The following is a 15,786-nucleotide window of genomic DNA, read 5'->3' on the forward strand; positions in this document are numbered from 1 at the left end:
CTTTATATTGTCATAATCATTGATAAAATGGTGACAACAGTCCTTTAGTGAAAGGTAATTGTATATAAATATCACTACTTATTAGCTTATAAAATGGATTTATAATAATAAATGGTTAATCAATATTTGCTATAATTTCAACTTGAATTTTTTAAAAGCATATTGTGTTAAAAATATGTATGGAGATTTTATCGTGCGAAAAACAAAAAGTATAGTACAACTTTTTTTAGCAATTTTTATAATGTTTTCTTTAAGTGGCTGTTTACCTAATAATGAAAAATTACAAGTGATGTTAGATCAAAATAGTATTACAAAAAAGTTTTATATTAGAAATGATACAAATGTGTATGATGGGTATGGAAAAGATAAAAAAGTTTTAGATACTCTTAAAAGAGGAAAACAATATGAGACAGCAGATATAAAAGATAACTACGTAAAAGTTGCAAAATCAGATAGTAATGGGTTAAAAAGTGATGTGTGGGTTAGTATGGATGAGATAGAGGAGGAACCAACATATTTTGTAACATTAATAGTAGATGTCCCAAATGCAAATATATTGATAAATGGTGAAAATTATGAACCTAATATGAGATTGCCAAAAGGAAAATATATAATAAATATAAGTGCTGAACAATTTTTAGATAAAAGTTTAGAGATTGATGTGCAAGAAGATACTAAAGAGAGTATTACTTTAGAGTTTGATGTGGAAGCTCAAAAAGAGAGATTAGCTAAAGAGAAGATTGAAAAAGAGAAGATTGAGAGAAAAAAACGAGAAAAAGAGAGATTAGCTAAAGAGATAAAAGATAGTATCTATATTGATAATACACAAAAACTTATGTGGCAAGATAATATTATAGTAAGTGTGGCTAAAAAACCTTGGTTATCAAAAAAGAATTTTGATGCTAAAAAAGATAATGATACTTCTGGAGATACAGCTGCAAGCTATTGTAAAAATATAGTTATTGCTAACTTAAAAGATTGGAGACTCCCTACAAAAGATGAATTAAAAAATCTTTTTGCACAAAAAGGAAGATTAAAACATGTGGCTGCAGATTGGTATTGGAGTAGTACTTCAAATACAAATAATGGAGAAAGAGCTTGGACTATACACTTTAATAATGGTGATGGATATAGTGATTTAAAAGATGCAAATAACTTTGTTAGATGTGTTAGAGATGGAATAAAATTACCAAAATAGGTCCAAATATACATAAGACCTAAAATAATTAAGTTATTTATTAGAGCAATAAATGTAAAAATAGCTTTTTAAAAATTATTATTAAGTTCAGACTTATATATATATTAAAAAAATTAATTTAATATATGGGCATTAAATGAATAAATTTAGTTTAGCTATTGTACCTTTTTTTGCTATTTCTAGCTTAGGTGCATCAAGTTTAAAAGATGCAATCATAAATGGTAAAGTAAGTGGAGCCTTTCAGTCTTACTATTTTTCAAGATACAAAGACTCTAAAAAAGATAATGATATCTTAACTTTAGGTCTTGATATTAGTTATATGAGCGCAAGTTACAAAGGGTTTGGTGTAAAAACTACTGTACAAACAGCAACTTCTCCTTGGGTTGATGAACATAGTAAAATAGCTAGAAAGAATAATATGTGGGGTTCAGGAGCTCAGCTATCTGAAGCATATCTCTCTTACTCCTTTTTAAAAACTATAGCTAACATAGGACGGATCTATTTTAGTTCTCCTGTAATGGGAGCAAGTGCTTCAAGAATAAATAAAGAGTCTTTTGAAGGTATTTCAATAATAAATAGTGATATTTCTGATACCATTGTGACTTTGGGGTTTATGAATAAGTTTCAAGCAAGAACCGATGAAAATGGTAAAATCGGTAAATTCCGTAAAACTTTTAAATCAGCCGCTTCTCCATGGGTCTTTAGACTTGATAATGGTGCCTACACTCTAGCTTTAAAAAATAAATCTATTGAAAACCTAACACTAGTTGCAGCATATCTTGATGCCGTTGATGCTTTTAAAACTGCATATTTCCAAGTAGATTATAAAATTTCAAACTATACAATTTCATCACAATACTATAGCAGTAAAGAAGAGGGCAAAGATAGGGGATATCTATTGGGATTTCAAGGAAAAGTAAGCTTTGGAGCATTAGATTTAATAGCTGCATTTACATCAACAGGAAAAGATGCTGATGTAATTCCTGGACTTGGTAATGGAGCCGATTTAGCATATACATGGTCAGAAGTTTTTGCATACCAATATGAAAAAGATCAAAATGCATATAAATTGACAGCAAAATATAATATTAATCCTAATCTATATCTAGGAACTAGTTATTTAGATGAGAATGGTGCAGGTTATAATAGAGCATATACAGCAATAAAGAGTGGATATAACTTTGCAGGTAAGTTAAAAGGTCTTAATATTGTAGCTGCTTATGAGATGGGAAGTAAAGATGCCAAAGATGATGAATTAAGGATTAGGTTAAATTACAAATTTTAGATAGTTTATAAAATGGTGCGTCCGACGAGATTTGAACTCGTACACCCGGAAGGCACTACCCCCTCAAGATAGCGTGTCTACCAATTCCACCACGGACGCTTTTTTTTAAGATTGAAATTATATCTTTTTAGATTTATAAATTTGCTTAATAAGAAGAGGAGTAATAGAGAGAAATCAATTCTCTCTAAAAACCTTTTTGTTAACTTCTTCCAATATAGTAAAAGCAATTTTAGAAGTATTTTCTGCGATTTGGTGAGCCTGATTAGCAACAGAAGCATTGTTTTGAGATTGTCTGTCAAGTCTAGTAACAACATCGTTGATTTGTTCAATACTGGTTTTTTGTTCTTTTGAGGCTTCTGAAATATCATTGATTGCCTCAGTGGCTTTTTTGATATTATTATTTAGCTTTTTATAACCTTCAATCATCTTATCAGCAATTTTTTTACCATTGTCAGTTTTTAATGTAGCATTTTCAACTAAATCTTTAATCTCTTTTGCAGCTTCAGCAGATCTACTTGCAAGATTTCTAACCTCTTGGGCAACAACAGCAAAACCTTTTCCAGCTTCACCAGCAGTTGCAGCTTCAACAGCAGCATTAAGTGAAAGAATATTTGTTTGAAATGCAATTTGGTCAATTACTGTAATAGCTTCTGCAATTGCTTGTGTTTGTTCATTTATTTCATCCATAGAGGTTACAGTAGAATTGGCTAATTCTTGACCTTCCTTAATAGATAGGGATAATTCATTAGAGTGATTTGACATCTCTTGAATTCTATTTGTATTATTTATAACTGTACTTGTAATCTCTTCTAAAGCAGCAGCAGTTTCTTCCAATGATACAGCTGTATCATTTGAAGATTTATTTAGAACATCAACATTTTCAAGAAGTAGTTTTGAACTCTCTTCAAGAGTAAGACCATTGGATTTATTTGCTTGAAGCATTTGATTAATAATAAGACAAAGGTTATTTAATCCTTTTGCTATATTACCATTAGCATTTGGGATATCCTCTTTAAAGTTTAATTTTGCATAATCTTCAAGTTTAGATAAAATGGGATTAATATCACTGTTTACATTGTTGTTAATTGTGATAATCATATCATTTAAGATATCTTTTAATTCATTTAGAGATTTATTAGAAGTTGATTTTTTTACTTCAACATTAAGCAATCCATTTTTTACATCTGAAACTACTTTTTTTACATCATCTATTAACTCTTTGTCTTTCTCAAATTGTTTCGAAATTTCTTCAATCTCTTTGTCAATAGCTTTCCCCATACTTCCAAATTCATCAACAGTTTTAATATTTAATTTTTGAGCTTCTTCAATCTCCCCTTTTAAATATTTGAAAAAGTTTTCAAGTCCATCTTCAACACTTTTTAAAGGAGCAAGTAACTTTATCATAGAGAAAAAGAGTAGAAGTAAAATCATAACTAAAAGAATCACATATATTATTGCTTCATCTATCATAGCAGCTATTATCTCATCTACAATCTCTTTTTTATCCAATTGCACTACAGAGTACCAGCTAGTTAAGTTTATTGGAGAAAATGCTAAAAACAACTCTTTGCCGTTATTATCATTTATCTCTCCAAAATTAGTTGTATTATTTTGTTTTAACTTGATAAAAGATTCACTCTTTTTATGTTCATTTACAAGTTTTTTATTTTTATGAATAAGGATATCTCCTTTTTCATTTACCAAATAAGCAAAACCACTCTCTTTGAATTTAATATTTTTAATTGAATTTGTTATGGTATCAATAAAAATATCTGATGAAACTACACCTGCTATTTTTCCTTCTCTTTTTAAAGGATAATAGATACTTACTACAAGTTTTCCTGTACTATAATCAATATATGGTTCAGTAACTCCTCCAGCATCTTTTTTTACAGCTTCTATATACCAGCCTCTTTTTCTTGGATCATAATCTGTAGTTTGGGGTGTTCTTTTCTCTTTATCAGATTTTACAAAATAGCCATTTTTTTCAAAACCAACAAATACTGCAAAAAAGTTTCCTGCTTTTGAGGCTAAAATAAGTTCTTTTAAGATCTCTGGATTGTCAATATTTAGTTTCTCTTCTTCTTGAGGTAGTTCATCTGCAACAGCTTTTAAAATATCTATTTTTGATTGTAAATAGTTATATATAAATTGTGAACTCTCTTTTGATATTGCAATCTCTTTATCTTTCAGAGTTGAAAAATGCATATCGTATTTTGATTTTATACTATTAAACCCTAATACAAAAAATGAGATTGAAATAGAGATAAACAGTAGAACTAATATTTTTGTTTTTATTCCACGTTTTTTCATAGCAACGCCTTTAAAGTTTAGATAATTCCTATCACTTAAATTATTTTAGTAGTTAAAAATGAACTAAAAGTGACCTTTTAAAAAAGAATTTTTAGATTTATAAATTTGCTTAATAAGAAGAGGAGTAATAGAGAGAAATCAATTCTCTCTAAAAACCTTTTTGTTAACTTCTTCCAATATAGTAAAAGCAATTTTAGAAGTATTTTCTGCGATTTGGTGAGCCTGATTAGCAACAGAAGCATTACTTTGAGATTGTCTGTCAAGTCTAGTAACAACATCGTTGATTTGTTCAATACTGGTTTTTTGTTCTTTTGAGGCTTCTGAAATATCATTGATTGCCTCAGTGGCTTTTTTGATATTATTATTTAGCTTTTTATAACCTTCAATCATCTTATCAGCAATTTTTTTACCATTGTCAGTTTTTAATGTAGCATTTTCAACTAAATCTTTAATCTCTTTTGCAGCTTCAGCAGATCTACTTGCAAGATTTCTAACCTCTTGGGCAACAACAGCAAAACCTTTTCCAGCTTCACCAGCAGTTGCAGCTTCAACAGCAGCATTAAGTGAAAGAATATTTGTTTGAAATGCAATTTGGTCAATTACTGTAATAGCTTCTGCAATTGCTTGTGTTTGTTCATTTATTTCATCCATAGAGGTTACAGTAGAATTGGCTAATTCTTGACCTTCCTTAATAGATAGGGATAATTCATTAGAGTGATTTGACATCTCTTGAATTCTATTTGTATTATTTATAACTGTACTTGTAATCTCTTCTAAAGCAGCAGCAGTTTCTTCCAATGATACAGCTGTATCATTGGAAGATTTATTTAGAACATCAACATTTTCAAGAAGTAGTTTTGAACTCTCTTCAAGAGTAAGACCATTGGATTTATTTGCTTGAAGCATTTGATTAATAATAAGACAAAGGTTATTTAATCCTTTTGCTATATTACCATTAGCATTTGGGATATCCTCTTTAAAGTTTAATTTTGCATAATCTTCAAGTTTTGATAAAATAGGATTTATATCACTGTTTACATTGTTGTTAATTGTGATAATCATATCATTTAAGATATTTTTTAGTTCATTTAAAGATTTATTAGAGGTTGATTTTTTTACTTCAACATTAAGCAATCCATTTTTTACATCTGAAACTACTTTTTTTACATCATCTATTAAATCTTGATCCTTTTCCATATTGGTTGCAATGGTTTGCATCTCAGCATTGATAACCTTTGCCATAGTTCCAAACTCATCATCTGTAGATATATTAATTGTTTTTATATGGCTCTCTTCCCCTTTTAGATATCTAAAAAAGTAGTGAAAACCATTTTCAACAATTTTTATTGGAGCTAAAATTTTTAAAAGTGCATAAAAAATAAATAGAAGTACAATTATAAGAAGTGCCATATATAAGAGTATTTCATTTATTACTTTACTCTTTATATCTTTATAGATTTCATGTTTATTTAATTGTAAAACCAATTTCCAATTAGTAGTATGAATTGTGCTATATGCAGCAAGTTTTTCAATATTTTTTGTAACTCCTTCACCAAAATCAACATCATTTTTTGTTTTTATTTGAGGAAAAAGTTCATCTTTCTTATTTAATATATCTTTGTCTTTATGAATTAAAATAATACTCTCTTGGTCGATTAAATAAGCTAATCCCATCTCATCTAGTTTTATATTTAATATAGTATTAACAATAGTATCAATAAAAATATCTGAACCTACAACACCTATTAATTTCCCATCTTGTATCAAAGGAGCACATATGGATACAACAATTTTATTTGTAAGTTTATCTAAATAAGGTTTTGTAACAATTGTCTTATTTGCTTCTACACTATCTATATACCAGGGTCTTTTCCTTGCATCATATTTATTTTTTTCCATATTAAGAATATCTTTATTTGCTAAAAGAAGAGAACCGTCACTATTCAAACCTATATAGACATCAACAAAATCACCAGCTTTTTTACTTAAAGTAAATTTTTCATAAAGCTTTTCATTATCAACTGTTATTGTTTCTTTTTTTAATTCATCCACTGTTGCAGTTATAATGTCAATCTTTGATTTGAAAAATGCATCAATAAACTTTGAATTTTCTTGAACAAGATTTATCTCTTGTTGTTTAATAAGATTATATTGAGCCTCATAATTGCTTCTTGTATTATAAAAACCAAGAATTGAAAAAGAGACAAAAATACCCACTAATACAAGAAGCAAAAGTTTTGTTTTAATACTTTTTATTTTCATGTTAATTCCAAATGTTTTAATATGGCATGAACTATATCATAGAAAAGTAGCAGAAAAGTTTCAACAAATATAAAAATTTAATAGAGTTATATGGGCATAAAAAAAGGTCAAGAGAAAAATCTCTTGACCTTTTAAGATTTATTAATATCTGTAGTTAAATCAGATCTTACATAAATGGGTTTGCATATAGTGCGATCATCGCAATAACTAATGCATAAATAACTTGAGCTTCGATCATCGCTAATGCAATGAACATAGTAGTCATTAATTTTCCACCAAGACCTGGGTTTCTAGCAGTTCCAGCAATTGTTGCAGCAGCAGTGTTACCCATACCAATAGCACCACCAAGTGCAGCAAGACCAAGACCAATACCTGCAGCAACTACAGAGTAAGCTTTTAACATTTCTCCAGCTTCAGCTTCAGCAGCAAAAGCAAAACCAGCAAACGCTAGCATTAAAAGAACGATTTTTTTCATTCCATATTCCTTAATATATATTTTTTTACAAAGTCTGTTCGGCTTGCGTATCCCTACTTATCACTTTGCAATGGTCAGCATTTTATATCAAAAAATATTAAAATTTGATTAGAAATTATTCAAAATTACCAATTAATATCAATTTGCATAAAATAAACTTAAATTAATCTTCTTGGAGTATAATCAAAAATATTTAATGAGACTCTTTAAAGGTTAGGTATGAAAAAACTATTCTTCGGTTTAATTGTATTGATTGTCATTGTTTTAGGTGCTGTTTATGCACTTCTTTTTACTTCACCTGGAAACTCTTTTGTAGCTTCAATTATTGAAAAAAAGGTTAATGAGGGGCAAAAAGATGTAAATATGAAAGTTAATGATTTTAAATTAACTACAAGTTCAATTGCTTTTAAAGCAACTTTAGATGAAAATTCAATTATAAATATCGAAGGGAAACTGGATCTATTTGCCAAAAGTGTTGATTTAGCTTATGATATAAATGTTAAAGACCTTTCAAAATTACAAAATATTACAAAACAAAAATTTAATGGTTCTTTTTCAACAAAAGGTACAATAAAAGGGGATCAAAATTTAGCGATTGTTGAAGGAAAAAGCCTTTTAGCTTCAGGTGATACAATATACAATTTAAAACTTGTAAACTTTGAACCTTCAAATATTAAATTTAGTATCAAAAATGCAAAAATCCAAGAACTTCTTTATTTAGTAGATCAACCAATATATGCTTCAGGATTATTGTCAATTAATGGAGATATTAAAAATGCTATGTTGCCAACATTAGATGGGACTATTTTAACAAAAATCTCTGATGGTTTAATAAACAATAGTGTAATAAATAAAAACTTTAATCAGAAACTGCAACAACAAATTACATATAAAAGTGATGTAACAACAAACCTAAAAGGTGCTCAAGCAATATCAGTAGTTAAATTGGATACAAGTCTAGCTACACTTGTTATGAATAGTTTAGTATATGATATCAACAACTCTAAACTTACAAGTGATTACTCTTTAAATGTTGCAGATTTAACAAAACTTTATGATGTGACTCAACAAAATATGAGAGGAAAATTAAAAGTTGATGGGAATATTGCCCAATCAAAAGATTCTCTTAGTGTAGATGGAAAAACAGCACTATTTGATGGAACAGTTAATTTTAATCTTTTAAATAATCAATTTAGCTCAAAAATAGATGCTGTAGAGATAAAACCACTTCTTCATATGCTCTATTATCCAGAGATTTTCAACTCTAAATCAAATATTGATATCAAATATAATCTAGCTTCAAAAGAGGGAACTGTTGTAGGTGAACTTCTAAATGGACAGTTTGTGAAAAATGAGTTTTCAACTATCATAAATACCTTTGCAAAATTTGATTTAACAAGAGAAATTTATGAAAAAACAGAATTAAAAAGTGATATAAAAGAGAATATTATAAACTCATATATAAATATGAAAAGTGAAAATACTACTATTACAGTTCCTAGTTCTACATTAGATACAAAAGCAAATACTATTAATGCCTTAATTCAATCAAAAATAAAAGAGTATAGTTTTGATACAACAGTTAAAGGGGAGTTGTCAAGTCCAAAAGTATCTGTTGATACCTCTGCTTTTGTAAAACAAAAAATAGAGAAGAAAATAGATAAATATAAAGAGAAACTTGAAGAGAAGCTTGGTGGAAAAATTAAATTAAATCAACTCTTTAATGAGAATAATAAAACAATAGAAGTTGCACCAAAAAGTGTAAAAATTCAAAGAATTCATACAGATCAAGAGATAGCTGAAGCTTTTAAAAAAATGTTTGGACAAGATTAAGAGACTATTTTAAAGTCTCTAAATCCTCTGTCAAGGTTAAACTAACTCCTGCCCAAGCTGCAATACCACCTCTGTACCACAAAATTTTATCTTTTGGATAACCAATTTTAATAAGCTCTTTTATAGCTCTAGGAGATTGAGCACACCAAGAACCATTACAAAAAAGAAGAGCAGTTTTAGCCTTTGAAAAATCATATTTTCCTTTGTTTATAATCTCTACACCCAGGAGTTTAAAGGCTCTATGAAACTCTTCTAAAAAGTCTTCATCAAAAGTTAGTTCATCGTATGGAATATTAGTTGAACTTGGAATTGTACCTTTGTCAAACCAATCTCTTTTTCTACTATCAACTAAGATATATTTTGAAGGTTCTTTTTTTACTTTGTTTTCAATGAAATCCAAAACCTCTAACTCCGCAACTGTTGTTACTCCTTCAATTAGAACCAAAGGTTGTATAACTCCTTTTGTAGTTACAAAACTTTTTTTACAACTATTTGAAATTTTATTTGAGGCTAAGTTTTCACTTTGGAAATTTTCAACACTTACTGCTATATTTATGCACTCTGTAGGAACTTCTCTTTGAATGGTATAATTTTTTGTTAAACCATTTCTAAAAGTATGGCTTACTTCAACTCCTTTTAGTGGAAGCATAATAGAGTCAACAGCAAAAAGGTTTATAACAAGAAATAGAGATACTAAAAAACTTTTCATTTAATCTCCTTTTTTATAAAAAGTATATTTTAAAAATAATAAAAAAATGCAATATAAAAATTTTTTAAATATTTTTAACTTGACAATAAATCTTTTTTGATATATTATTTTATAAAAATTTAACCGAACGGTTGGTATAAAAATGAAAACAAAAGATTTAATATTAAATATTGCAGCACAAGAGTTCTCTAAAGTTGGTTATGATGCTTTAAGCATGAATAATCTAGTAAAAAAACTTGAGATAAATAAAGCAACAATTTATTATCACTTTAAAGATAAAAAGAGTTTATATAATGAAGTTATTAAAAATGAGATAATAAGAGGTAATAACAATATTAAAAAAATATTTGATAAGAAAAAAGACCCAATAACTCTTTTTAGAGATTACTTCAAAGCAATAGTTTTAACCATAAAAGAGAATCCATATCTAGTAGCATTAGCTTTAAGGGAAAAAGCAAATTTTGGAGTAAATGTAGATGAAAGTTTTATTCCATATATTGAAGAGGAGATTAAATATTTACAAGAAATTATCAATAATTTAACTTTAAAAGAGAAATATAAAAATATGGATATCTATGCTATTCATTGCCTTATTTATGGAACAATAGAATCTTTTTATGCCATAAAAATGTGTAATTTACCTTTTGCAAATGACAATGAATTAAAATTAAATGCTGATAAAACATTAGATTATATTGTAGATTTTATATCAAATATTATATTAGATGCAATGTACGAAAAATAGGAGTTCATAGATGAATATAAATATAATAATAGGTTTTTTAATTTCAATTTTTATTTTTACTGGATGTTTAGATAATAAAGGGGAAAAAATTGAAAAAGAAAAAATTAAAGTAGTTAAGATTTTAAATTTAAGTGATAGTAAAAATATAGAAAAATCTTTTGAATATCCAGCACAAATTGAAGCTTTTCAAGACACTGTAATGGCCTTTGAAGTTAATGGTAAAATTGTAGACTTTTATTATAAAGAGGGACAAAAAGTAAAAAAAGGTTCTGTAATAGCAAAACTTGATGATGAGATTTATAAAGCCAATTATAATTCAGCCAAAGCAGATTATATAAAAGCAAATAAAGATTATGAAAGATACAAAAAATTGTATGGGGATAAGTATATTTCAAAAGCTGACTTTGAAAAGCAAAAACAAAATAATGAGGTTACAAAAGCAGCATTACAAGTTGCAAAAAAGAATCTGGAAGAAACTAAACTTATAGCTGAATTTGATGGAGTTATGGCAAAAAAATTAGTAGATGATTTTGCAAGAATCACAGCTAAACAAGCTATAGTTAGATTGCAAGATAATTCTTCATATAAAGTAAAGTTTTTTATTCCTGAAAGTGATATTTTTCAATTTAAAGGGGATTTGTCTCCTGAATACATATCATCTTTAGTAAAATTTTATGTAACTTTAGGGAATAAAAAATATGAAGCTAAACTAATGGATATCTCAACTACTGCTGAAAAAGTTACAAGAACCTTTGAAACTACATTACAAATGGATCACCAAAATGGCGTTACAATCCTTCCTGGGATGACAGCTCAAGTTGAAGCGGTTTTAAAAGAATCAAAAAATAATAGGACCTTTATCCCTTATAAAGCACTCTTCTCAGATGAATCAAAAAATGATTATATCTGGATGGTAAATAAAGATAATAAAGTAGAAAAACAAAAAATAATAATAGGTGAAGTTTCAGGTGATTCTGTTGAAGTTTTAGAAGGACTTAAAAATGTTTCAAGAGTTGTTATTTCAGGCGTTAGATTTTTAAAAGCTAATGATGAAGTAAAAGAGTACGAAAAACTGGATAAGTAAAATGGATTTTGCAAAATTTAGTTTAAAGAATAAACTTTTAGTTTATATGCTTACAATCTTAGGCGTTGCATATGGATTAATAGTATATGAAAGAATAGGAAAACTACAAGATCCTGAGTTTACAATCAAAGATGCTTTAGTAATTACAAACTATCCAGGGGCAAGTGCAGTTGAAGTTGAAAAAGAGGTTTCAAATAGACTTGAAGAGACTATTCAAACTTTGCCATATGTAAAAAAGATTATTACAAAAAATAGTGCAGGGCAATCTTTTATTCAAGTTACTATGAAAGATAAATACAAATCAAAAGAGCTTCAACAAATCTGGGATGAACTTAGAAAAAAAATAAATGAAACATATCTACCTCCAAGGGTTGAAACCCCTTATATAAATGATGATTTTGGTGATGTTTATGGGATAGTGTTATCAATATATGGGGATGATTATACCTATGAGGAATTAAAAGATTATGTGGATTATTTAAAAAAAGAGCTTATTTTAGTTGAAGGGGTTGGAAAAGTTGATACTTTCGGGGAGCAACAAAGAGCTTTAATCGTGGAGATTAATAAAGAGAAACTATCCCAACTTGGAATTAGTAAAGAGCAAATAGCAAATGAGCTTTATTTAAAAAATCTTATTCCAAATTTTGGTAGGATTAATGTAGGAACTGAGTTTATTAGAGTAAATGCAGATGGTTTTACTAATGTAAAAGAATTAGAAAATATTGTTATAAAAGGTAATGGAAGTAATTCTCAAATTTTCCTAAAAGATATAGCTACAATAAAAGATTCTTATAAAGAACCTAGTAGTGAGCTTTTAAAATATGATGGGCATAACTCAATTGCAATAGGTATCTCTACTGCAAAGGGTGGAAATGTAGTAAAGATGGGGGAGTTACTTGATCAAAAATTAGAAGAGTTGGAAAAAGATAAACCTTTAGGTATAAAAATAGGTGTAATATCCCATCAAGGCAAAGATGTGGAAGAAGCAATTAACTCTTTTATGGTAAATCTAATTGAAGCAGTTGCCATTGTAATTATAGTCTTATTAATTTTTATGGGTTTACGTTCAGGTTTAATCATAGGAGCAGTTTTATTAGTAACAATTATTGTAAGTTTTATATTTATGCCAATGTTGGGGATTTTACTCGAAAGAGTCTCATTAGGTGCTTTAATAATTGCTTTAGGGATGTTGGTTGATAATGCAATTGTTGTTGTTGATGGGATTTTAGTTCGTATAAATAGAGGAATAAATGCAAAAGAGGCAGCTTCAACAGTTGTAAAACAAACAGCTTTTCCTTTATTTGGAGCAACAATAATTGCAATTTTAGCCTTTGGTGCTATAGGTTTATCTGATGATTCAACAGGAGAATTTACAAGATCTTTATTTTATGTTGTAATGATCTCTTTAGGTTTATCTTGGGTTACTGCAATGACTTTAACTCCAATTTTGGCTGTACAATTTTTAAAACAAAATAAAAAGAAAAGAAACAATAAAGAAGCAGATGAAGATGAATATAAATCTTTTCTTTACAAAGCTTATGGCACCTCTTTAAAATTTGCTTTAAATCATAGATTTTTAATTGTAGCAATCGCTCTTGTGGTATTTGTTTTATCTTTGATGAATTTTAAGCATGTAAAACAAAGCTTTTTCCCTGATTCCTCTAGACCTCAAATTATTGTTGATTATTTCCTTCCCCAAGGAACTGCAATTGAAACAACAACAAAATACCTTGATAGCTTAAATGATGATATATTAAAACTAGAAGGTGTGGAGCATATTTCAACTTTTATTGGAAGTGGAAGTTTAAGATTTATATTAACTTATGATCCAGAAAAACCAAATCCAGCCTTTGCACAAATGTTAATTGATGTAAAAGATTATAAAGAATCTGGACAAATAATTAAAAAGATTGAAAATTTAGCAAAAAGAAAATATCCAGATCTAAATGTATATGGGAAAAAATTTATTTTAGGACCTGGTGATGGGGGAAAAGTTCAAGCAAAAATATTTGGAAAAGATTTAGATAAAATCAGATTTTATGAGCAAAAAATTTATAAAATATTTGAAGAATCACCATACTCAAAAGGGATAAGAAGTGATTGGAGAAATAGAGTTAAAGTATTAAAACCTATAATCTCTTATGAAAAAGCAAATCTAAATGGTATTACTAAAGATGATATAGCTCAAGCTATTTTAGATACATTTCAAGGAAGAACCATAGGTGTTTATAGGGATGGAACTGAACTTCTACCAATAATTTTAAGATCTCCAAAAAGTGAGAGGGAAGATGTTAAAAATTTAGAAAATATACAAATATTTTCTCCTGTGGCAAACAAAATGATCCCTTTAAAACAGCTAATAACTTCATATAAAACAGTGTTTGAAGATGATATTATCTATAAATATAATAGAAAAAGAGCCTTAACAATCCATGCTGATCCAATTTTGGGTAAACTTCCAAATGATTTATTATTTGATATAAAAGATAAAGTTGAAAATATAGATTTTGAAGATGGGTATCATGTAGAATGGTTTGGAGAATATAAAAGTTCAAATGATGCACAAAAACCAATCATGCAATCGCTTCCTTTGTTTTTTATTTTAATGGTTTTAATAATGATTGCATTATTTAACTCTCTTAAAAAAACAATTATAATCTGGCTTGCTGTTCCTTTTGCTCTAATAGGTGTGGTTATAGGTCTTTTAGTGATGGATCTACCTTTTGGTTTTATGTCTTTACTTGGTTTCTTATCCCTTTCAGGGATGCTAATTAAAAATGCAATTGTTTTAATAGATGAGATTACTTTGGAAAATGAAATAAATAAGTTGCCTTTAAATGAAGCGATACACCATTCGGGGATAAGTAGATTAAGGGCTGTATCTATGGCAGCACTTACCACAGCTTTGGGTATGATTCCTCTTGTTAGTGATCCCTTTTTTGCTTCTATGGCTGTTGTTATTATTTTTGGTTTAGTTGTAGCAACTATACTTACAATGATTTTGGTTCCTGTTTTTTATGCAATATTTTTTAAAGCAGAGAGATTAAACTAAAGAGAGATACTTATGCTTGATAAACAATTTGATTTAATTAATATTTGAAAAATAATAAAAATTTTACTAAACTCTATTTTACTAAACAAATTTAAAAGGATAATGCATGTTAAATAGAGTATTAGTAACTGGTGGAAATAAAGGGATAGGATTAGAAGTTGTAAAAAAGTTTTTAGAAGTAGATTTTGAGGTTATTGCAGTAGCAAGGGATTTCTCAAATTTTCCATTAAAAGATAATCCAAAAGTAAAAACAATTGAGTATGATTTATCAAATATGCAAGGGCTTAAAGCTTTAGCAAAAGAGGTTGGAGAGATTGATGTTTTAATAAATAATGCAGGTTATATGCAACCCAAATATACTTATGACAACTACCCTTTAGAGGCAAAAGAACATATTATGAATGTGGATCTATATGCTCCTGTTGAATTAATCACAATTTTTAGTGAAGATATGAAAAAAAGAGGTTACGGAAGAGTTGTAAATACAGCTTCTATAGCAGGGCAAATAGGGCATCCTGATATTTGGTATGGAATTGCAAAAGCAGGACTTATAAATGCCACAAAAATTTTTGCAAAACTTTTAGGAAGCCATGGAATTATTGTAAATTGTATAGCTCCAAGTCCAGTTGAAACTGATATGCAAAAAGATAACTCAGAGGAGAGAAAAGCAGAGTTTAAAAAAGCAGTTCCAAGTGGAAGATTTGCCCAACCTGATGAAGCAGCTGAAGTGATCTTTTGGTTGGCAACAGATTGTCCAGAGTATGTAAATGGAACAACAATCGATTTTAATAATGGTTCGTATGTAAGATAATTTATCAATTAAGGGTTTT

At 28.3% G+C, this 15,786-nt stretch carries 11 protein-coding genes and 1 tRNA gene; 7 read left to right on the plus strand and 5 right to left on the minus strand.

Annotated elements, in window-relative coordinates; translation table 11 throughout:
* Positions 1-142 precede the first annotated feature (142 nt).
* Together AEBR_RS04025 and AEBR_RS04030 are read left to right on the plus strand one after the other, a co-directional pair.
* Positions 143-1,198: an Lcl C-terminal domain-containing protein gene (locus tag AEBR_RS04025; protein ID WP_129087512.1), complete on the plus strand. Its 1,056-nt coding sequence runs from the start codon at positions 143-145 to the stop codon at positions 1,196-1,198.
* Positions 1,199-1,334: 136 nt separating this feature from the next.
* Positions 1,335-2,483, plus strand: a complete 1,149-nt coding sequence (locus AEBR_RS04030; RefSeq protein WP_129087513.1) for an OprD family outer membrane porin — start codon at positions 1,335-1,337, stop codon at positions 2,481-2,483.
* A 13-nt stretch (positions 2,484-2,496) separates the two neighbouring features.
* Here the strand turns inward: AEBR_RS04030 and AEBR_RS04035 are convergent.
* From AEBR_RS04035 to AEBR_RS04050, 4 genes are all read right to left on the minus strand, one after another.
* Positions 2,497-2,582, minus strand: a tRNA-Leu gene (locus AEBR_RS04035).
* Positions 2,583-2,657: 75 nt separating this feature from the next.
* Positions 2,658-4,796, minus strand: a complete 2,139-nt coding sequence (locus tag AEBR_RS04040) for a methyl-accepting chemotaxis protein (RefSeq protein ID WP_129087514.1) — start codon at positions 4,794-4,796, stop codon at positions 2,658-2,660.
* A gap of 138 nt (positions 4,797-4,934) precedes the next feature.
* Positions 4,935-7,058: a methyl-accepting chemotaxis protein gene (locus tag AEBR_RS04045; RefSeq protein WP_172658847.1), complete on the minus strand. Its 2,124-nt coding sequence runs from the start codon at positions 7,056-7,058 to the stop codon at positions 4,935-4,937.
* 166 nt (positions 7,059-7,224) lie between these two features.
* On the minus strand, positions 7,225-7,533 hold the full coding sequence (locus tag AEBR_RS04050) for a F0F1 ATP synthase subunit C (protein WP_128981649.1): 309 nt from the start codon (positions 7,531-7,533) through the stop codon (positions 7,225-7,227).
* Between the two features lie 219 nt (positions 7,534-7,752).
* Here AEBR_RS04050 and AEBR_RS04055 point away from each other — a divergent pair, with 219 nt between their 5' ends.
* On the plus strand, positions 7,753-9,366 hold the full coding sequence (locus tag AEBR_RS04055; RefSeq protein ID WP_129087516.1) for a hypothetical protein: 1,614 nt from the start codon (positions 7,753-7,755) through the stop codon (positions 9,364-9,366).
* Positions 9,367-9,370: 4 nt separating this feature from the next.
* Here the strand turns inward: AEBR_RS04055 and AEBR_RS04060 are convergent, their stop codons facing one another.
* The gene (locus AEBR_RS04060; RefSeq protein ID WP_129087517.1) at positions 9,371-10,075 is read right to left on the minus strand and encodes a rhodanese-like domain-containing protein; all 705 of its coding nucleotides are present in this window, start codon (positions 10,073-10,075) and stop codon (positions 9,371-9,373) included.
* Between the two features lie 142 nt (positions 10,076-10,217).
* Here AEBR_RS04060 and AEBR_RS04065 point away from each other — a divergent pair, with 142 nt between their 5' ends.
* The 4 genes from AEBR_RS04065 to AEBR_RS04080 all read left to right on the plus strand — a co-directional run bounded on the left by AEBR_RS04065 (position 10,218) and on the right by AEBR_RS04080 (position 15,767).
* Positions 10,218-10,820 carry a TetR/AcrR family transcriptional regulator gene (locus AEBR_RS04065; RefSeq protein WP_129087518.1) on the plus strand — a complete coding sequence of 201 codons (603 nt, stop codon included), beginning with the start codon at positions 10,218-10,220 and terminating at the stop codon, positions 10,818-10,820.
* Positions 10,821-10,830: 10 nt separating this feature from the next.
* Positions 10,831-11,904 (plus strand): efflux RND transporter periplasmic adaptor subunit, encoded by a 1,074-nt coding sequence (locus AEBR_RS04070; RefSeq protein ID WP_129087519.1) that lies wholly within the window; start codon positions 10,831-10,833, stop codon positions 11,902-11,904.
* Position 11,905: 1 nt separating this feature from the next.
* Positions 11,906-14,956, plus strand: a complete 3,051-nt coding sequence (locus AEBR_RS04075; protein ID WP_129087520.1) for an efflux RND transporter permease subunit — start codon at positions 11,906-11,908, stop codon at positions 14,954-14,956.
* 106 nt (positions 14,957-15,062) lie between these two features.
* Positions 15,063-15,767 (plus strand): SDR family NAD(P)-dependent oxidoreductase, encoded by a 705-nt coding sequence (locus tag AEBR_RS04080; RefSeq protein ID WP_129087521.1) that lies wholly within the window; start codon positions 15,063-15,065, stop codon positions 15,765-15,767.
* Positions 15,768-15,786 lie beyond the last annotated feature (19 nt).

The organism is Halarcobacter ebronensis (genome assembly GCF_013201825.1).
In the GTDB taxonomy this organism is placed as follows: Bacteria; Campylobacterota; Campylobacteria; order Campylobacterales; family Arcobacteraceae; genus Halarcobacter; species Halarcobacter ebronensis.